The sequence below is a fragment of the Clostridium sp. LIBA-8553 genome (assembly GCF_057782465.1).
On record NZ_CM173489.1, the window covers coordinates 1,594,113 to 1,615,764 of the forward strand.

Annotated in this window: 16 protein-coding genes; 12 read left to right on the forward strand and 4 right to left on the reverse strand. The window is 27.9% G+C overall.

What is annotated here, in order from left to right; translation table 11 throughout:
• Positions 1 to 79: 79 nt before the first annotated feature.
• The 4 genes from AC2JAQ_RS07060 (at position 80) to AC2JAQ_RS07075 (ending at position 8,580) form a co-directional block, all read left to right on the forward strand.
• Positions 80 to 5,974 carry a discoidin domain-containing protein gene (locus AC2JAQ_RS07060; protein WP_488458578.1) on the forward strand — a complete coding sequence of 1,965 codons (5,895 nt, stop codon included), beginning with the start codon at positions 80 to 82 and terminating at the stop codon, positions 5,972 to 5,974.
• Between the two features lie 99 nt (positions 5,975 to 6,073).
• Positions 6,074 to 6,526: a thioredoxin fold domain-containing protein gene (locus AC2JAQ_RS07065; RefSeq protein WP_488458579.1), complete on the forward strand. Its 453-nt coding sequence runs from the start codon at positions 6,074 to 6,076 to the stop codon at positions 6,524 to 6,526.
• Between the two features lie 226 nt (positions 6,527 to 6,752).
• Positions 6,753 to 7,187, forward strand: coding sequence for a PIN domain-containing protein (locus AC2JAQ_RS07070; RefSeq protein ID WP_488458580.1), 435 nt, complete (start codon positions 6,753 to 6,755; stop codon positions 7,185 to 7,187).
• A gap of 229 nt (positions 7,188 to 7,416) precedes the next feature.
• Positions 7,417 to 8,580 carry a class I SAM-dependent methyltransferase gene (locus AC2JAQ_RS07075; protein ID WP_488458581.1) on the forward strand — a complete coding sequence of 388 codons (1,164 nt, stop codon included), beginning with the start codon at positions 7,417 to 7,419 and terminating at the stop codon, positions 8,578 to 8,580.
• A 268-nt stretch (positions 8,581 to 8,848) separates the two neighbouring features.
• Here the strand turns inward: AC2JAQ_RS07075 and AC2JAQ_RS07080 are convergent, their stop codons facing one another.
• The gene (locus tag AC2JAQ_RS07080) at positions 8,849 to 8,995 is read right to left on the reverse strand and encodes a hypothetical protein (RefSeq protein WP_488458582.1); all 147 of its coding nucleotides are present in this window, start codon (positions 8,993 to 8,995) and stop codon (positions 8,849 to 8,851) included.
• Positions 8,996 to 9,172: 177 nt separating this feature from the next.
• Positions 9,173 to 10,357: a class I SAM-dependent methyltransferase gene (locus AC2JAQ_RS07085; protein WP_488458583.1), complete on the reverse strand. Its 1,185-nt coding sequence runs from the start codon at positions 10,355 to 10,357 to the stop codon at positions 9,173 to 9,175.
• Between the two features lie 332 nt (positions 10,358 to 10,689).
• Between AC2JAQ_RS07085 and AC2JAQ_RS07090 the strand changes: the two genes are divergently transcribed.
• The 5 genes from AC2JAQ_RS07090 (at position 10,690) to hisJ (ending at position 14,892) form a co-directional block, all read left to right on the forward strand.
• On the forward strand, positions 10,690 to 12,045 hold the full coding sequence (locus AC2JAQ_RS07090) for a rhodanese-like domain-containing protein (protein ID WP_488458584.1): 1,356 nt from the start codon (positions 10,690 to 10,692) through the stop codon (positions 12,043 to 12,045).
• A 3-nt stretch (positions 12,046 to 12,048) separates the two neighbouring features.
• On the forward strand, positions 12,049 to 12,474 hold the full coding sequence (locus AC2JAQ_RS07095) for a hypothetical protein (RefSeq protein ID WP_488458585.1): 426 nt from the start codon (positions 12,049 to 12,051) through the stop codon (positions 12,472 to 12,474).
• A gap of 181 nt (positions 12,475 to 12,655) precedes the next feature.
• Entirely contained in the window at positions 12,656 to 12,895 is a 240-nt protein-coding gene (locus tag AC2JAQ_RS07100) for a DUF1292 domain-containing protein (RefSeq protein ID WP_488458586.1), read from the forward strand.
• Between the two features lie 146 nt (positions 12,896 to 13,041).
• Entirely contained in the window at positions 13,042 to 13,830 is a 789-nt protein-coding gene (locus tag AC2JAQ_RS07105; protein ID WP_488458587.1) for an endonuclease/exonuclease/phosphatase family protein, read from the forward strand.
• Between the two features lie 237 nt (positions 13,831 to 14,067).
• Entirely contained in the window at positions 14,068 to 14,892 is an 825-nt protein-coding gene (gene hisJ, locus AC2JAQ_RS07110; RefSeq protein ID WP_488458588.1) for a histidinol-phosphatase HisJ, read from the forward strand.
• 121 nt (positions 14,893 to 15,013) lie between these two features.
• On the opposite strand, the gene AC2JAQ_RS07115 is transcribed toward hisJ, so the two are convergent.
• Entirely contained in the window at positions 15,014 to 16,450 is a 1,437-nt protein-coding gene (locus AC2JAQ_RS07115; RefSeq protein ID WP_488458589.1) for a tetratricopeptide repeat protein, read from the reverse strand.
• Between the two features lie 371 nt (positions 16,451 to 16,821).
• On the reverse strand, positions 16,822 to 18,729 hold the full coding sequence (locus AC2JAQ_RS07120) for an NAD(+) synthase (RefSeq protein ID WP_488458590.1): 1,908 nt from the start codon (positions 18,727 to 18,729) through the stop codon (positions 16,822 to 16,824).
• Between the two features lie 306 nt (positions 18,730 to 19,035).
• Here AC2JAQ_RS07120 and AC2JAQ_RS07125 point away from each other — a divergent pair, with 306 nt between their 5' ends.
• The 3 genes from AC2JAQ_RS07125 to AC2JAQ_RS07135 all read left to right on the forward strand — a co-directional run bounded on the left by AC2JAQ_RS07125 (position 19,036) and on the right by AC2JAQ_RS07135 (position 21,649).
• The gene (locus AC2JAQ_RS07125) at positions 19,036 to 19,449 is read left to right on the forward strand and encodes an NfeD family protein (RefSeq protein WP_488458591.1); all 414 of its coding nucleotides are present in this window, start codon (positions 19,036 to 19,038) and stop codon (positions 19,447 to 19,449) included.
• A 12-nt stretch (positions 19,450 to 19,461) separates the two neighbouring features.
• Positions 19,462 to 20,406 (forward strand): SPFH domain-containing protein, encoded by a 945-nt coding sequence (locus AC2JAQ_RS07130; protein ID WP_488458592.1) that lies wholly within the window; start codon positions 19,462 to 19,464, stop codon positions 20,404 to 20,406.
• Between the two features lie 190 nt (positions 20,407 to 20,596).
• Positions 20,597 to 21,649, forward strand: coding sequence for an alanine racemase (locus AC2JAQ_RS07135; RefSeq protein ID WP_488458593.1), 1,053 nt, complete (start codon positions 20,597 to 20,599; stop codon positions 21,647 to 21,649).
• The last annotated feature ends 3 nt before the right edge of the window (positions 21,650 to 21,652 follow it).

The window sequence follows — 21,652 nt, forward strand, 5'->3', positions numbered from 1 at the left end:
AAAAGGCTAATAGTATATTGATATAAATTTTGTCATAAATTTAACTTCTTCTTGGAATATGAAAATTAGGGGGGAAAATATGAAAAGAAAGATGATAATTAAAAAGCTAAGTGTTTTAACTTTAGGTACTGTTTTTGTATCTAATATTATGCTGCCAGCAATACCTGCTTATGCATTTCCTTTGTTTGATGGATTAATTCAAAAAGTTGAAAAATCAGAGAATGAAAAAGATGTTGGTTATTCTCAAATAGGGGGAGTAGAAAGTTTTGTTCAAAGTGAAAACGATGTAACTATGAAATTAACAACAGGAGAGGAACTTAGAGTATCATTTTTAAAAGATGATGTTCTAAGGATTTATATGGATCCGACAGGAAAGTTCCAAGAAGATCCAACGCCAAATGGAAAAGATCATGTAACAAAAATAATTGATAAAGTTGAAGAGGAGTATGAAAATCCTACTCCAACAGTTGAAGATGGTAATATAATAAAAATTTCCACAAGTGCTGTTGAGCTTAGAATAGAAAAAGCTACTGGAAAAATGGAGCTTTTTAATAAATTAACTAACAAGACTATATGGAAAGAAGCAGAGCCATTAAAACACAAATCTGATAGTACAATTCAAACTCTTGAATCAAATGAAGATGAATACTTCTATGGTGGAGGAATGCAAAATGGTAGATTCTCACATAAGGGTAAAAAGATAAATATAAAGAATGAAAATAACTGGGTTGACGGAGGAGTAGCAAGTCCAAATCCATTCTATTTTTCAACTAATGGATACGGAGTTATGAGACATACATTTAAGCCAGGTGAATATGATTTTGAAGCAGCTGAAGCAGGAAAAGTTACTACAAAGCATGATGAAAATCGTTTTGATGCTTATTATTTTGTTGATGAAAAACCAACAAACATTATAGACAAGTTTACAGAGTTAACAGGAGCCCCTGTTCTATTACCTGAATATGGATTTTATTTAGGTCATGCAAATTGTTATTCTCGTGACTGGATAAATGATGAAACTGGACAAGAATCACAAACACCAAAACCAGGATTTGATAGACAAGAGAGTCTAATGATAGATGCTAAAAAGGTTGTTGATGATCATGTATCTAATGACACACCTCTTGGATGGTTTTTACCAAATGATGGTTATGGATGTGGTTATGGTCGAGAAGAGACTATAGATGGAAATATAGAGAATTTAAAAGAATTTGTTGATTATTCAAGAGGCTTTGGTATTCAAACAGGCCTTTGGACTCAAAGCTCTTTAAAGCCTACTGGAGGACAAGAAGCTTACCTTGAGCGTGATATAGACAAAGAAGTTGGAGTTGCTGGTACAAATGGAGTTAAAACGGACGTTGCTTGGGTTGGAGCAGGATATTCATTTGCTCTCAACTCAGTGAGACAAGCTGCAGAGGGAATAGTAAATAATTCTAAGGATAAAGCAAGACCTTTTATAGTAAGTTTAGATGGATGGGCAGGAACTCAACGTTATACAAGTATATGGTCAGGAGATCAATATGGTGGAGATTGGGAATATATAAGATTCCATATACCAACATATATAGGATCAGGCCTATCAGGTCAACCTAACGTAGGATCTGATATGGATGGTATATTTGGAGGAAGTCCATTAGTACAAACTAGAGATTTCCAATGGAAGGCATTTACTCCAGTTCAAATAGATATGGATGGTTGGGGAGCCAATGCTAAATATCCATATGTATTTGGAGATCCATACACTTCAATTAATAGAATGTATTTAAAATTAAAGGCCCAAATGATGCCATATAACTATAGTATAGCTAATGAAGCTACTGAAGATGGAGTTCCAATGATAAGAGCTATGATGCTTGAATATCCAGAGGCATATACTTATGGAACAGCTACTGAGTATCAATATATGTGGGGACCAAATATGTTGGTAGCTCCAATATATCAAAATACAGCTACTGATGATGAAGGTAATGATATAAGAAATGATATATATCTTCCAGATGAAGAACAAATTTGGATAGATTATTTTACTGGAGAACAATATAGAGGCGGTGGAGTATTAAATAACTTTGAAGCTCCTTTATGGAAGGTACCAGTTTTTGTTAAGAATGGAGCTATAATTCCTATGACTAGTGAAAACAATAATCCAGAAGCTATGGATGATTCACATCGTATTTATGAAGTATATCCAAGTGGAGATACAAACTTTGAAGTTTATGAAGATGATGGTTTAACAACTGACTATAAAGAAGGAAAGTCAGCTAAAACTATGATTACTTCAAGTGCTCCAAAGACAGGAAAAGGAACAGCAGTTATTACTGCAGGTTTATTAGAAGGGGATTATAACGGAATAGTTGTAGATAGATCAACTGAATTTATAGTTAATGTAAGTGAAAAACCAAGTAGTTTAGATGTTACTGTAGGTGGTAATGATGTACAGTTAACAGAAGCTCAAAGTTTAGAAGAGTTTGAAAATGGAACGAATATGTATTTCTATGATGAAACTCCAAATCTTAATAAGTATGCTACTGAGGGGTCAGAGTTTGCAGAGGTAGAAATAACAACTACTCCTAAGGTTTATGTAAAGGTTGATAAGACAAATGTAAAACAAAATGAGGTTAAATTAACAGTTGAGGGATTTGTTAATACTCAAGATATAACTAAGAATGAAGTAAATGAAAATTTAAGTGTTCCAAGTAACTTTAGAGCACCAGAAGAAGGAATAACATCAGAATCTATTCAATTAAATTGGGATGAAGTTGAAGGTGCTACAAGTTATGATCTTGAAATAGATGGAATGATATTTAATAATATCAAAACTAACGAATATATAGACAGTGGATTAAACTATGATACAGAATATAGTTATCGTGTACGTAGCGTAAATAAAGATGGTCATTCTGAGTGGAGTGAATTAATGACAGTAAGAACAGATTTAGACCCATATAGAAACGTACCTAAGGATATGAAGGTTGAGTGGAAGTGGGGACAATACAGCAGTGAGAAACCAGAAAATGCTGTTGATGGAGATGATAGCTCACAATTCCACTCAAAGGATAGTGCTATAGATAAGCCATTTATAATTGATATGCAAAAGGCGTATACAATAGAAAAATTAGACTTATTATTTAGAAAAAATGGTAATGGATCAGTTAAGCGTGCTGAAATATACAGTAGCTTAGATGGTGTAAATTATGAGAAAGTATTTAGTAATGCCCAAGGATCAAACGTTCCAGCATGGGCTACGGATGGTGAAGTTAAGACAATAAACTTTAATAAACCTATAAAAGCTCGTTACTTTAAGGTTGTAACTAAGGAGTCTGTAGGAAACTTTATGGCTATGAGAGAATTTAGACCATATAAAGTTGATGGAACTAATGGACAAGTGGTTGGAGACTGGAATAACAGTGGAACCATAGAAGAAGGAGATTTAGTATTCCTTGAAAACTATGCAGGTTTAACAACTGCTGATGCTGACTGGGGATATGTATCAATGGCTGATTTAAATAATAATGGTTTAATTGATGCTTATGATATATCTTATGTTGCTAGTAAATTAGAAGGTGGAGTAAAACCTTCAGAGGGAGTAGAACTTGAAGGTGAAGTAATGCTTGTACCAAGTAAGCAAGAACTTGCTGCTGGTGAAACATTCACCGTTGATGTTGTAGGAACTGGACTTTCTGATATTAATGCATTTAGTGTTGAAATTCCTTTAGATGCTTCTAAGTATGAATATGTTAAGACTGAAGGTACTATTGCAACATCAGGAATGAAAAATCTTTCAAAGGTAAGAGTTCATACAGATAATACACAACATGCTTATGTAAACTTTACTAATATTGGTGATAATGTAAAAGTTAGCGGAACAGATACAATAGCAAGAGTAACATTAAAAGCTAAACAAAACATTTCTTGGGATATGGAAGTTAGTCATGCTTTATTAGTGGATAGCAAATTAAATTCTAAGATGGCTATTGCTGAGATTGTTGATCCTGAAACTGAATTACCATCAGGAAGACCAACTAGTAGTAAGATTGATAAAGAGCATATTACTGTAAGTGGAGATTCAAGTCAATTACAAGCAGGAATGGGATTAGACAAGTTAATAGATGGAACAACAAGTAGTGATGATAGTTCTCGTATGGATTTAAAATGGATCTTTAATGCTGACCAAGAGGATAAAGGAACTCTTCCTTTTGAAATGACATTTGAATTTGATGAACCAAAAGCTTTAGAAAACTTTACTATATACAATAGAATGAATGCTAATGGCACTATAAATATAGCTGCTATGAAGAAAGTTAAGGCTGTTGGATATTTAAATGGAGAAGAGTTTGATCTAGGAGAAAAAGAAGATATTACAACTGCTACAACTGTTTATGAATTAGGTGGACAAGAATTTGATAGGATTGTTATTACAGCTTTAGATTCTCATAAAGATAAGAATACTCTAGCTATAAATGAAATTGAATTCTATGAAAAGAGTGGAGTTGAAACAACTGGAATAAGTTTTGCTGAGAATACTCCAGAATCAGTATATCTAAATAGAATTACTCCTATATTTGCAGTGGTTACACCTGACAATGCAAATAACTTAAATTATAGATTAGTTTCTGAAAATCCTGAAGTTTTAGAAGTTTTACGTGTAGATAGAGAAGATAAGGTAACTTACTATTTACGTGGATTACAACCAGGAGTAGCTAAGGTTGTTGCAACTACTGCTGATGGAAACCATACAGTTGAAAAAGAAATAGTCGTTTTAGATGGAATTGATAAGACATTACTAGTTCAAGCTATAGAGCAAGCTAAATCATATGAATCTTTAAGTGAGATTTATACTCCTGAAACTTATGAAGCTTTACTTGAAGCTATTAAACATGCTGAAAATGTATTAGAAAATAGCTCAAATGAAAAAGAAATCGGAGATGCTATTTTAACTTTAAGAAATAAGATTGCTTCATTACAAGAGCGTGAAACTATAGAAGAAGATAAAATAGATTTTAATAAATTAGAAGCTATACATGCAACTAGTGAAGCTGATAGAGATTACAAAGAAAATGCAGTAGATGGAGATGAAAATAGTATCTGGCATTCAGGCTATCAAGCTGCTGATAAACTTCCAGTATCTATAACAATTAAGTTAGATAAAGCTTATGATCTTAATCAAATAGATTATTTACCAAGACAAAATAGTAGAAATGGTCATGTTACTGAATATAAGATTGAAACAAGTTTAGATAATGAAAATTGGACTGAGGCTAGAACAGGAACTTTAGAAGCTAATGATGAAGGTACTGCATTAGCTAATAGAGGATATAATCCTATAAGATTTAATACTGTCAATGCTCAATATGTAAGATTTACTGCCCTTAAGACTTTAGGAGATACAAATAATAAGTATGCAAGTGCAGCTGAGTTAGTATTTTACGGTAAAGAGGGAAATGTAAGCGCTGAATCAATTACATTAGAAAAGACAGAATTAAATCTAGAAGTAAATGGAACTGAGCAATTAGTTGCTATATTAGATCCTATTGAAAGTAAAGATATTATTACTTGGACTTCAAGTGATGAGTCTGTTGCTACAGTAGATGAGAATGGATTAGTTACTGGTGTAGGCAAGGGTACTGCTACAATAACTGCTACAATACCAAATGGAGAATTTGCTACTGCTACAGTTACAGTAAATGATAATGGCTCAGAGGAAATAATAGTTGATCCAGTAAGAGACTTTAAAGCTTCTGAAGTTAATAAGAAGGATGTAACTGTAACATGGACTGCTCCAGAAACAACTAATGGATTAGATGGATATATCTTATATAAAGATGGTAAGAAGGTAGCAGAGATAAAAGCTGAGGACACTTTATATACATTTAAAGGCTTAAATAGACATACAATTTATAACTTTAAGATTGCTGCCAAATATTCAAATGGAGAAATTTCAGAAAAAGAATCAATAACTATTAGAACTGCAAGATAATAATTAGACAAAATAATTAAGTATTTAATCAAGGAGAGAGAATAAAGCTTCATCTCCTTGATTGTACTGATATACATTTGAGGGGAGAGGAATTAAATTATGAGAAAAATAATAAATACACTATTGATATTTATACTATTATTTACTTTTGTTGGATGTGGAGAAAAAGAGTATGTAAGAGACAACTCTAGTGGAGAAATACTAGAAGTTAGATTAGATGATGCGCTCACTATGGCTGAAAATAAAGAAGAATCTCTTATTATTTTTACACAGTCGACTTGTAAAGATTGTATAAAGTTAAAGAAGATATTACTTCCTTATTTAGAAAATCATAATATACTTATCAATGAAGTTGTTTTAGATAATGAAGGAACATCTAAAAAGGAGATTCAAAATAATAGAAAAAAAATAAATAAAATTTTTCCAGAGTTTAATTCAACTCCATCAATGTATTATGTAAAAGATGGAAAAATAATTGATCAAATATTTGAAGTGACAAGCGAAGAGCAATTAGATGAATGGGTTGTAAAGAATAAGCTTGATGCTAAATAATTATATTGAAAGAAATATTGCTTGATTTTATAAAAGCCCTAGATTATATATTAAACTTAATTGAAGTTTCAATATATAATCATGACTTTTATAAAATCAAGATTTTTTATATATAAATTAATTTATAAAATCTATTTAGAAATTAATTTATTAGCTATTGATACGTTGGGTATAATATTTCTAAAATGAATAAATTAAAGATATAATACTAATGAGGTGAATGTCTATGGGAAAGTATATATTGGATACTAATGTGATTATAAATTTTTGGAATAGAGAAAAAGGTTTTTTTGATGATTTTTTAGAATACAATGAAATTATAATTATAAGAGAGATTCTAGAGGAGTTAGCTAGAAAGGAGAAAAGAAGGTTTAATGGAGAAAATGTGATGTCAGAACGCTTTATGAAGCTTGTTCCATTAATGATTGAAATAGATATAAGAAGGTTTAAAGAGTTTTTAAATTATATAGATTTTGACAATATAAAAGGAGAAGCTTATTACTATAATGGGAAAAAGCTTACTAAAAATGATATATTCCTTATATTTGCTTCTAAAGAAAAAGAAGAATTTTCTTTGGTTACAGAGGATAAGGCCTTATTTGAAGTAGCAAAAGATTTATTAGGAGAAAATAAAGTATTAAGAATTAAGGATGTTGAATAAAGTATAATCTCCATATTCTATTTCAAAAGTTAAAAGAAAAATATTATGCTAAATTTTAACCACTATTTTTAGGGCTTGTATTTAATAGTTTCCTAATAGATATCATATTAGCTTATTGATTTTAATACTTTAATTTGATATATGTATAAATCTTATGTATTATATTATATAGCAAGTTAAGTTAGGAAATTAACTTAATTTTAATAATAAATTTGTAAGGTGAGTTTTAATGGATGATTTAATAAAAGCAATTAATAAAATTACAGAAGAAGAAATTGTAAAACTAGTAATTAGTAATAAGATTAATAAAGATGTTGAATATAAAAAAATAGTGTTTCAACTTAAAGAAAAAAATAAAAAGGATTTTTATCAAATAGAGAAGTATACTGATAAGCAAGTTTTTCATGAAAATATAGAAAAAAGTGAATTAAAAGGAAAAGTAGAAGAGTTATTTGTTTTTAAATATAAACAATTAAATGCTTTTTCTAAAGAAAGTTCTTTTGATCTTAAGGTTTCTAAGAAGGGAAAGGTATTTTTAGGGATTAAGAAAAATGAATCTTTAAAGGTTGTTAAGAAGGAACATAATAGAAAGAAAAATTACATATTAGAAGAGGGAATGATAATAGAGCCTCTTATAGACTTAGGAGTTTTTACTAAAGAAGGTAAGGTTATTAACTCAAAATATGATAAGTATAAGCAAATAAATAGATTTATTGAAATAATTGATGATGAAGTAAAAAAACTTAACCAGAAAGAGCTTACAATTTTAGATTTTGGATGTGGTAAGTCATATTTAACATTCATATTATATTATTATTTCGTTGAAATTAAAAAGATAAAAGTTAATATGATTGGATTAGATTTAAAAGCTGATGTAATAAAGAAATGTAATGACATAGCTAAAAAATATAATTATGAAGACTTACATTTTGAACTTGGAGATATAAACGGCTTTAAATACAATAACAAGGTTGATATGGTAATAACATTACATGCTTGTGATACAGCAACAGATTATGCTTTATATAATGCAATTAAATGGAATAGTAAAATGATATTCTCAGTTCCATGTTGTCAGCATGAATTTAATAGTCAAATAGAGAGTGAGAAGCTTTCTATACTTACTAACTATGGAATAATAAAAGAAAGAATAGCAGCTCTTATGACTGATTCAGTTAGAGCAAATCTTTTAGAATGTGCAGGATATAAGACGCAACTTCTTGAATTTATAGATATTGCCCATTCACCTAAAAATATTTTAATAAGAGCTATAAAGAGCAATGTTTCTAAAAATAAAAAGGAAAAATCTTTATTAGAAGTAAATAATCTTATTGAAGAATTTAATTTAAGTCCAACTTTATATAAATTATTAAAAGAAGAGAAAATAATTTAGAGTATATTTCAAAAAAGGATGTATTAGGATTAACTTTTAAACATATAAGAAGGGTCTGTGTCAAAACTTTAAATAATAAAACTTATAAATATATTTGGAGAATTACTAGGTTACGTTAAGAATTTATAAGTTTTATTTTAAGTTACTTTTGCTACAGCCCCTTCTTTAACTTTACTTCCTTTTAAATTTGGTTTAATAAATAAGACATTTATTTTAGAATTAAAATGTATAAGAATTAAACCAAAAATAAATAAATATTAAAGAAATTCTAGAACTTTGAACTTATCTCTTCTCTTTTAATTCTTTTAAGTTCTTTTAATCTTAAATTAGTCATCTCTTTTATTTTATCAAAGGGATCACCATTGATAATCATTTGTTTAGCTATATCATGAGCAGATTTATTTTCATTAGTCATTAGAAATACCTCCTAAAATAAAACTTTAATTATAGTTTTTCTATAAATTTAGAAGATATTCTATATAAATATAGACAAAAAGGTTAATTTGTTTAATATATTGCAAAATATATAAATTAACTAAAAATAAGCAAAAGCTCAACCATAAATTAGTTAAGCTTTTGCCTTATATATTAATTAATCTTCATATAAATATTTTCTTGTCATAGGAAGAGTATTATTTATTCCTTTAGAGAATAGAGTTTGATGTATATCTATATCCCAATAATGGAATGCAGCAGCACATGTAGCAAGATATAAATGCCACATTCTTAAGAACTCATCATCAAACATTTCTTTTTCTTCATCTAAATGATTCATGAAGTTCTTACACCATTCTTCTAATGTTTTCATGTAGTGAAGTCTTAAACTTTCTACATCTATTACATGGAAGTTAAGGTCAGCTGCGATATTAAGCTCTTCTCTTAATGTTGGAAGATATCCACCAGGGAATATATATGTTGTAATCCATTTATTACCTTCAGTCTCTATAAGATTAGTTATGTTATGTAATAAGAATAGTCCTCCTTCTTTTAGAACTGAATCAACATTCTTAAAGAATAAAGGTAGGTTAGCGTGACCAACATGTTCTGCCATACCAACACTAACAACTCTATCAAATTCTAAGTTGGATTTTTCTAAATTTCTGTAATCCATTAATTGAACATCAACTAAATCCTCAAGCCCTTCTTTTTTAATTCTTTCTTTGGCTTTTTTAAATTGTTCTTCACTAAGAGTTATACCTAAAGCTTTTACTTTATAAAGTTTGGCAGCTTCTATAATTAGGTATCCCCAACCACAACCTATATCTAAAAGACTTTGACCTTCTTTTAAATTAAGTTTCTTTAGAATATGATGTATTTTATTCATCTGGGCATCATAAAGTGTATCTGTTGGATTTTTAAAATATCCACATGAATAACTCATTGTTTTATCTAACCATAAACTATAGAAATCATTACCTATATCATAGTGATGTGCTATATCTTTCTTTGATTTTAATAAAGATGGAGCTTTAATTTTAGAAGCAAGTTTGAATACTGTATTCTTGTTCATAAAACTATCTTTATTACGAATAATACTTTCAAAGAATTTTTGAAGGTCTCCTTCTATATCAATATCACCTTTCATGTATGCTTCACCTAAAGCTACACTAGGATCTGATAAAAGTTCTTTTTTACTTGGGAAGTTTTTTATAATAACTTTAAATTCAGAGTCACCATCACCATATTTAATGACTTCTCCATCCCAATATTCTAAATCGAAGGGTCTGTCTGAAAGGTGTTCAGCTATTGATTTGACTATACTTTTATTAATTTCCATAAAAAAATCACCTCATCCAATATTTATATTTTTATAATACCCTATATTTATTAAAAAATCTTTTGAAAAATATACTTTAATTCTTTAAATTTAATGAATCAAGGAAATTAATCAAAAAATACTTGAAAATACTCATAAAAAGATTTGATTAAAAAAAAGAAAATAATAAAATAACATCTTTTATTATAAATATAATAAAAGATTTAATTAAATATGGTATTTAGTGAAAATTTAATAAATTTTAATAGCTATTTACTAAATAATATAAATTTGATATTATTTTTAATGGTGTTAAATTTAGTTGAAAATTAAATAAAACTAAGGAGGACGATATGAGTTTATTAAAAAAATTGACTTTAGGTCTAATAGTAGTATCCTCAACTGTGACTTTTATGGCTTGTTCTAGTAATAAAAGTAATGAAACAAATATTTCTATTAAATCTTTAAGCACAAAAGAAGTAAAAGAAAATTTAAAAGACAATTCTTGGATAGCTGTGGATACACGTCTAAGTGATTCATATAATGGATGGATATTATATGATGAAGCTAGAGGAGGACACATTCCTAATGCTGAAGATTTTTCTGCAAATTGGATAAAGGTTGATGCTAAAGATAAAGAAAAAAAATTAGATGAAGCCTTAAAAACTAAAGGAATAACTACAGATAAGAACATAATATTATATGACGCTAATGGAGAAGATTCTAAAGTAGTTGCAGATTATCTTTCAAAAAAAGGATACAAAAATCTTTATACATATGACATTAAAGAATGGGCTAGTGATAAAGAACTTCCTTTAGAGAAATATGATGACTATAGTTTGATAGTTCCTGCTAAAATATTAAAAGAGGTTATTGATGGAAATAAACCAGAAACTTTTGAGAATGCTAAAAATATAAAAGTATTTGAAGCAAGCTGGGGAGATGAAAATCAAACATACGGAAAAGGTCATATACCTACAAGTGTACATATAAATACAGATACTATAGAACCACCTCCAACATGGGCACTTGCAGATGATAAAACATTAACTCAATTTGCTTTAGACTACGGTATTAATAAAGATGATACAATAATACTTACAGGTGCTGAACAAATGGCAGCTTATCGTGTAGCTAGCGTTCTTAAATATATGGGAGTTAAAGACGTAAGAGTATTAAATGGAGGAGATGGAGCATGGACTAGTGCTGGTTATGAATTAGAAACTAAAGTTAATCCAAAAACTCCAGGTGGAGATTTCGGTGCTACTATACCAGCTGATCCTAGTGTAATTACTACGATTCCAGAACTTAAAGAAGATCTTAAAAAATCTGATTTTACTTTAGTTGATAACCGTACTTGGGATGAATACATAGGTAAAATATCAGGATACAGCTATCATGATAAAAAAGGTCGTATTCCAGGAGCTGTTTTTGGATATGCAGGAATAGAAGGTTCAACTTCATTAGATTATTACAGAAATGTAGATAATACAATGAGAAATGGATATGAAATAGAAAAGATGTGGGAAGATCAAGGAATAAACTTAAAAAATCATCTTGCATTTATGTGTGGTAGTGGATGGCGTGCAGCCGAGGTTTATACTTATGCTAATGTAATGGGACTTAAAAATACATCTATATATAGTGATGGATGGATTGGTTGGAGTAATGGTGGAAACCCATCAGTTACTGGAGAGCCTGAAAAGTAATAAATGGATAAATTGAAAAAAATAATATATCCGCTAATATTATTAATTCAAGCAATTTTATGGTGTGGAGTAATTACTATTCAGTATTTAACTAATAAAAAAGCTGGTGTAATGCACCATGTCTATTTTAAAAAATATGAGTATTCAAAAAGCATAAGTAATGAAAATTTATACGCTTTATCAGTTGTAGCTTTAATTTTAGCTTTGTTGTTCTTAATATGGTTTATTTATTTGTTAAAAACTAATAAGAATAACTTTTATAAAATTCAAACAATTATAACAGCGGTTATGGCTATTATTTTAGCTTTAGTTATAAAACTAAAGTTCTTTGAAAACTTATTAGCGTATTATTATTTTATAATGATAGCATTAATAGTTTTAGTAATTCAAATTATTTGGAATATAGTAGTTTCAATAAAATATAAGTAAAGTAAGAATAATTTTAATAAATCATCCTATCTAATGATAGGATGATTTATTTTTTTAATATACTCTTAAATAATATACTCGTAAATGAGTATAAAAATAAAAAAGAATAAATAAAAAAATATATAAAATAATAAAAAAGAAAGTAAAAATCAAATGGTAATATATTCAAGGAGGGATTAATATGTCTGAAAATCAAGTTGTATCTTTTAGAGATGAAAATGGTAAAAGAGTAGAATATTTAATTTTAGAGCAAAAATTAATATGTGGTGAAGAGTATGTAGCCATGGCACCAAAGGAAAATAAAAATCATATTGAATTATTTAAAATTAAATTTGATAAAGACTGGAATGAAACTTTAGATTCAGTAGAGTCTGAAAAAGAAATAAACATGTTTAAACAAGTATCTAGCTTAAAATTATAATCATATATTTATTTTAAGATATATACATATAAAATAGAATTTGACACTATAAAATTTACTCATATAAAGATTATAATTATTTTAAAAAGATATAAATAAAGGGGGAGAGATTCAATTAATAATTTTACTTAATTGAATAATAGATTATGAGAAAATTAAAATTTATGACATTTAACTTAAAATACGATTTTAAGTCTCAAGATAATAATGAATGGAGTCAAAGATGTGCTAGAATTACAAAACTAATAGAGGAGCATTCACCGGATATAATAGGAACTCAAGAGGGTTTAATTCATATGTTAAATGATATGGATAGTATATTAGATGAATATTCATGGATTGGAGAGGATAGAGAAGGAACTGGCAAAGATGAATTTAATGCCATATTTTTCAAAAAAGAAAAGTTTGACTTGTTAGAATGGAATCAATTTTGGTTATCTAAAACTCCAGAAATTAAGGGGAGCAAAGATTTTAATAGCAGTCTTCCAAGAATATGTACAATATTAAAGGTAAAAGATAAAACAAATGGAGTAGAGTTAGATATATATAATACTCATTTAGATCATGAAAGTGAAATAGCAAGAGAAGAAGGAATAAAAATAATATTAAATGAAGTTAAAAAAAATTATAAAATTAAAAAAATACCATATGTAATAATGGGAGATTTTAATTGTTACTTAGAAGATAATCTTTTTAATATAATAAGAGATTTAGAAAAAAATACTATAGAATTTAATGTTTGCTATGATAAGATTGAAAATAGTATAATAGGTACTTTTCATGATTTCAAAGGAGGATATGATGGAGGAATAATAGATTACATCATATATTCAAAAGAGTTTGAAATTAAAAATCTGTGTATAGATGATAGAGAAATAGATGGAGGGTATCCATCAGATCATTATCCTGTTATATGTGAATTGAAACTAAAATAAAAGTATATTTATAGGGTTTATTTTGTCTTATTTATTTAATAAGGTATAATATAGAGAGATTAAAAACTATAGGAATATTAATTCATATAGTTTTTAATTTAGATTAATTATATATTATATGCTTTTTAAGCCTTTATTTATTGAGATTTTACATAATATTGTTTCATTATTAAATAAAGATACAGGGTTTATAATAAATTGACGAAAAAATACAACAGAATAGTACGGAGGATAAAAATGATTTTAAACACAAAAAGAGATGGACATGTACATAGCACTTATTGTCCTCATGGAAGTGATGATAGTTTAGACATGTATATTGATACTGCATTAAAAAATGGTATTACAGAAATAACTTTTACAGAACATATGCCACTTCCTATGGAAGATCCTTCTCCAAGGAAAAACAGTGCTTTGCCTATGGAGAGATTAGAAGAATATCTAAAGGGCATAGCTGAATTAAAAGAAAAAGTTAAAGATAAAATTAAGGTTAATGTAGGCTTAGAGGTAGACTACGTTGAAGGATATGAACAGGAAACCAAAGCTATATTAGATAAGTATGGGAAATATCTAGATGATGCTATTCTTTCAGTGCATATAGTGAAATTTAAAGATGAATACTATCAAATAGGAAATGGATCAGATATGATTGGTGAATTAGTAGAAAAGATTGGTGGAATGGACAAGCTTTATGATTTATACTATGAAACTATGTTAAAGTCAATTCAGAGTAATTTAGGAAAGTACAAGCCAAAAAGAATAGGACATCCAACTTTAGTAAGAAAATATAAAGAAGATTTTCCAAATGAAAAATATAACATAAAACTTTTAGAAAATGTCCTTAAAGAGATGAAAAAGGGTAAATATGAGATTGACTTAAATACTTCAGGCCTTAGAAGAGCAAAGTGCGGGGAAGTGCATCCACAAGGGATATTTTTAGATTTATGCCTAAAGTATAATATACCTATGGTTTTAGGATCAGATTCTCATAGTTCAAAATATGTAGGAGCAGAATTTGAAAAAGTTGCCAATATGATCTTTCCAGATTCAGAAGCAATGTAAATCGTGTCTTGAAATATTTCATAAGTTAAATTTTAAGAATATAGTATTTATTTAGATTAGAATTAATTTAAATTTATTTAAATAAAAAACACAGGTTTTAAATAAAACCTGTGTTTTTTTCTTATTTACCGTAGATAATCTTCTTAGTAACGTCATTATAGAACATTGTATTTGGATAATTATCTTCAATTTCCTGAGCATATTTCTTAGCTTCAGCACTATTACCGTCTTTATCATATAATATAGCTAAGTTATATAAGCATTGAGGAGTATACATAACATCATCAGCATCTGGTTTAGCTTTATAATTATTTAAATATTCTTTGAAGTATTTAATTGCTTCTGCATTATTGTCTAAGTTTTCATAAGAAGTTCCTATGAAGTACATTAAGTGAGGTCTTAAGTAAGAACCATCTGAGAATGCATAAGCTTTTTCAAAATCTTTAAGGGCGTCTTCATATTTTTTCTCTTTAAATAAATCTGACCCCTTTAAGTATAAATCCTTAACTCCATCAGTTTTCATTAACTCTTCAGCTTTATTATATGCATCTAAAGCATCTGCTGGGACTTTATCCTTAGGAGTAGAAGTTAATATTGTATAAAGAGAGTTTATATCTTTATCTTGAACAGCTTTGTTTAATTCATCTACATTAAGTGCTTTATTTTCAGCTGATGAATTTTCACTTGACTTATTCTCAGTTGAATTATTAGCTTGGTTAGTACTTTCTTCAGTTGAAGTTACTTGAGTATTACCTGCATTTGTAGTTTTTATGTTCTTTGTTATACCATAAGCAAGTAGTAGGACAATAGCACCTGAAACAGCTACAGCTACATACTTAACAGGTTTCTTTTTATTTGATTTTTTTGCATTTGATTTCTCATTTTTGAAGTTAGGAGTACTAATAACTCTAGGTTCATTATCATCCTTAGATTCTTTAGTTTCCTTTACTTTTTCATTTTTAATTTCATCTTTTTTATGAAAATCAACTCTTGTTACATTATCAAGATGTTTATTTTCAGTTTTTGTAGCTTCTTTATTTGGAGTTGCCTTAACTGGTTCACTTATTTTTATATCACCCATTTTAATATCTTCTTTTGGTGTTTCCTTATTGATATTAATAACTGGAGCTTGTTCAACTTTTGAATTTTCTTTAACCTTTTCAGTCTTTCTAACTTCAGATTTAGCTTTAGGCTCTCTTTTTTCTAATTGTTTAGCATATTCTTTTTGGGCTTCTTCTTCAAGTCTAGCCTTAATTTCATCCTTCATAGTCTCACTGAATATAGTACTCATTGCTAGTTTTTTCTCATCTATATTATTAAATTTTTCAAGTTTTATTCTAGCTTCTTCATTGTTGTTGTACTCAGAGTTTATTTTCCAAGAAACAATAGCATCACTTATTCTATTAAGCTTCTCAAGAGCTCTTCCTTCTAATATAAGTGCTTCTTCGTTGTTATAATCTTTATCAAGTACTTTTTCACATATATCTAATGCTTCTTCATAATTTCCATTTTCATATTGAGCTAATGCTTTTTTAAGTTTTTTATCATATTTACTCATAGCTTTATAGCTCCTCCTTTTTAAATAATTTGTATAAAACAGATTTTGACAAAATAAACTAATTTAAAATAAGTATCTGTCTAAATTCTAATTATACATTATATATATAAAAATTTACAATATATTTTTGGCAAAACTATGTCAATGTTCTTATTTTTTTTACAAAATAATATTTTTTTACATAAGAATACATCAAAAAATAGTAAAAATAATCTATTCAAATAAGTGATTTATACCCATATACATTAAAAAATTTTAATAAAAAAACTATAAATATATTCTAAAAACTATTTATTTTACAAGGGTTTAGAGTATAATAAATAGTTTTAGAATAATATTTATAGCTTAAATTAAAAATTTCTTAATTGTTTTTATATTAAAAAATCATTATATACTGCATCAGAAGGCATTCTCCAATCACCTCTAGGTGAAAGAGATATCGAACCGACCTTTGGACCATCTGGAAGAGCAGAACGCTTAAATTGTTGAGTAAAGAATCTTCTTATAAATTTATCTAGCCATTTTTTTATGGTTTCTTCGTCATAATCGTTTTTGAAGGCTTCCTTGGCTAAGAATAATATTCTTTCAGGACTTGAACCATGTTTTATAAAATGATATAAGAAGAAATCATGAAGTTCATAAGGACCAACAATATCTTCTGTCTTTTGAGTTATTTTACCTTCCTTATCTTTTGGTAATAACTCTGGGCTGACAGGAGTATCTAAAATATCTAATAATGCCTCCTTAGCATCCTCTGAGATTTCATGATTAGCAAAATAACTAACTAAGAATCTAACTAGAGTTTTAGGAATAGAGCAGTTAACAGAATACATTGACATATGATCTCCATTATAAGTGCACCATCCTAAAGCTAATTCAGAAAGGTCACCAGTACCTATTAATAATCCACCTTCTTTATTAGCTATATCCATAAGTATTTGAGTTCTTTCTCTTGCTTGAACATTCTCATAAGTTACATCATGAATATCTTTATCATGACCAATATCTTCGAAGTGTTGAAGAGCAGCTTTTACTATATTTATCTCTCTGAAATCACAGTCAAGTTCTTTGCAAAGAGTCACAGCATTATTATATGTTCTATCTGTAGTTCCAAAACCAGGCATAGTTATAGTTATTATATTTTTTCTAGGTATATTTAACATATCAAATGTCTTTACTACTACTAATAGAGCAAGAGTAGAATCAAGCCCTCCTGAAATACCAATTACAGCTTTTTTAAGATTTGTGTGTTCTAATCTTTTAGCAAGAGAAGCTGCTTGTATATTTAATATTTCTTCACAACGTGATTCCATGGCATATTGAGATTTTGGTAAGAACGGATGCTTATCTATTTCTCTATCAAAATTCTTTATTGTTGTTCTTTCTAAATTAAATGGAATAAATCTAGGTTCATTATTTTCATTAAAAGTTGAATTTCTAAAACTTATATTTTTTGTTCTTTCTGCATCTAATCTAAATAGATCAATTATACCAGTTAATAAATCATTTTCTCTTTTGAATCTATTATTTTCTTTTATAATAGACCCATTTTCAGCTATAAGCATATGACCACTAAATAATAGGTCTGTAGTTGATTCATGAACTCCTGCTGAAGAATAAATGTAAGCACTCATTGTTCTAGCACTTTGATTTTGAACTAATGATTTTCTATATGAACTCTTTGATACAAGTTCATTAGAAGCTGAAAGATTACAAATAAGGTTGGCACCCATGAGAGCTAAATTAGAGCTAGGCGGTATAGTAACCCATAAATCTTCACAGATTTCAAATCCTATTTTTAAACTTTCAAATGAGAATATTAAGTCAGTTCCAAAAGGAACTTCTTTTTGAAAATGTAAATCAATATTTAATCCTTTAATGTTGAAACCTTCTGTAAACCATCTCTTTTCATAAAATTCTGAATAATTTGGTATGTAGCTTTTTGGGACTATACCTAAAACTTTTCCATTTAGGATTATGTATGCACAGTTATATAAAGAATATCTATATAATAAAGGAGCACCAACAGCTATTAATATATCTTTTCCTTTAGAAAAGTTAACTAAACTTTCTATAGCTAAGTTACAATTTTCAATTAATTTTTGGTTTGTAAATAGATCTCCACAAGTGTAAGCAGATATACTTAACTCTGGAAAAACTAAAACCTTAACCTCTTCATCTATAGCATCTAAAATAATAGATTCTATTTCTTTAAGGTTGTATTTTGTATCACTTATCTTTACTTTAGGTGAGGCTGCACCTACTTTTATAAAATCCATAGCATCATCTCCAGTTGTATTTTATTTTTAGTATTTCTATAGTAATAAAAGTTTATCCCATAAGGAAATATATGTTTTTAAATAATATTTTCTTATAGTAGAAACATTTACTAAACAAATCTATATATTAAATATTAATGTGAATTCTTAATAAAATCAACTGAAGAAACATAGTATTTATTAACTCTTATAATGTTTTGAAATATTGTTTTAAAAAGTTAAAAATAATACTTGCAAAAATAATGTATAAACTGTATAATAAAGTAAATATTAATAAAAAGTAAATTAAATAAGGGAGGGGTATTAATGTTATGGCTTTGGGTAACAGTAATTTTAGCAGGTATAATTATAGACTATTTAAGCTCTGATGTTCTATTTGTTGGATTTTCCTTTGGGGCTTTAGGTGGGTTAGTATTAGCATTTTTAAATACTAATGTAATATTACAATTCATACTATTCGCCATAATAACAATTTTCTTTTTCTTCTATATTTATCCTAAAATTAAGAAGAAAATAAAGGTGGATAATATAGGAACTAAAACAATGGAACAAGACTATGTAGGAAGAAAACTTGTATTAGATGAAAACATAGAGGATTCAGCATTAATTAAATTTGAAGGGATTTATTGGACATTTAAAAGTGTTAGTGGTCCTTTAAAAAAGGGGACAAAGGTTGAGATTATAGGTATAGAAGGAAATAAAATTCTAATAAAAAAATAGGAGGGGTTACAAATGGTAGCTACTGTAATTATTATAATCTTATTATTAATAGTGGTATTTGCAGCAATTTCTTCAATAAAAGTTGTAAATACAGGATATGTTTATGTATTAGAACGTTTTGGACAATTTAGTAAAATATTAGAGCCGGGTTGGCATTTAGTTATTCCTTTTGCTGACTTTGTAAGAAAAAAAATTTCAACTAAACAACAAATATTAGATATACCTCCACAATACGTAATCACTAAGGATAATGTAAAAATTGAAATTGATAATGTTATATTTTATAAAGTATTAAATGCTAAGGATGCTGTTTATAACATAGAAGATTTTAAATCTGGTATAGTTTATTCAACTATAACAAATATGAGAAATATAGTTGGTAATATGTCTTTAGATGAAGTTTTATCAGGAAGAGATCAAATAAACTTAGAGCTTTTAACAATAATAGATACAATAACAGATGCATATGGTATAAAAATACTATCTGTAGAAATCAAAAATATAATGCCACCAGCAGAAATTCAAGATGCTATGGAAAAACAAATGAAGGCTGAAAGAGATAAAAGAGCTACTATATTACAAGCAGAAGGTTTAAAGCAAAGTGAAATTGCAAGAGCAGAAGCAGAAAAACAAGCTAAGATTTTAAGAGCAGAAGCAGAAAAAGAGGCAAATATTAGACATGCAGAAGGTTTAAAGGAATCTCAATTACTTGAAGCAGAAGGTAAAGCAAGAGCTATTGCTGAAGTTTCTAAGGCAGAAGCGGCTGCTATTGAAAGAATAAATACTGCAATAATAGAATCTGGAACTAATGAAACAGTAATAGCATTAAAGCAAGTTGAGGCATTAAAAGAAATGGCTACTAACCCAGCTAATAAACTTATTTTACCTAATGAAGCAGTATCTTCTCTAGGTAGCATAGCGGCTATTGCGGATATATTAAAAGAGAATAAAAAATAACTCTGAAGAATATACTATTTATGAGTCCTTTATAGGGCTTACGTAGGAATTTATTTTTCCCTTTACTTTTAAATTAAGTAAAGGGATTTTTTTTATTTGAATACAATTAATAATAAATTAGTAATTTATATATTCATAAAAAAATGTTATCATATAAAATGTAATTTCAATGTAGAAAGAGGATTAAAATATGAGTAATTATTTTTGGTGCGATGTAAATTTAAAAAACATAGAGAAAAATATAAATATAATAAAAGATTTAATAGAAGATAAAAAGTTTATTGCTGTTATAAAAGGAGATGCCTACGGATTAGGAAGTAAAAAAATTGCTGAATTCATAGAAGATAAGGTTGATATAATAGCTGTAGGTAATATAGAAGAAAGTTTATGCTTAGAAGATATTAAAAAAGATATACTTATATTATCTCCTTTATGTACAAAAGAAGATTTCAATGATGAAAGAGAAAATTTAATATTAACTTTAGACAATGAAGAAATATTAAAATGTTTAGATAAAGAGACAAAAAGAAGAGTACATATATATATAGATACAGGTATGAATAGAATGGGAATCAAACCTGAAAGATTAGATTCATTTATAGAAAGAATAGAAAGAGATTTCCCTAATATTGAGATCGATGGTATATACACTCATTTACATAATGCAAAGGATGTTAATTATACTTTAAATCAAATAAATTTATTTAAATCTACTACTCAAAAATATATAGGAAAAGTTAGAGTAATACATTGTATGGCATCAAGTGCCATTGTAAATGATCAGTTAAGAAAAGCATGTGATTTTACTACAGGAGCTAGAGCTGGAAATGTCCTTTATGGATATATAGGATTTAACAAAGGAATTATGAAAACTTATGAGTACTATGCAAAACCAGTAAATACTTATAAAGTTGCAAAAGGACAAACAGTTGGTTATGGTTGTCTTTTTAAAGCCAATAAAGATATGGAAATAGGAATAATTGAATGTGGTAATGTACATGGTTTAGGTATAAGTAGAGAAATTAAGAACAATATTTTTTACGATATATTTAGAATGGTTTATAGAAGATTTAAGGAGAGAAGTGTAATCTTCAATAATAATACACCAGTAAAGATATTAGGAAAAGTAAATATGAATATAACTATTATATCAATGGAAAACTGTTCAAAAGATTCTGTTTTAAAGATTGATATTTCTCCTATAATATCAGATTCAAGCATAGAAAAAAGATATATTTATTAGAAG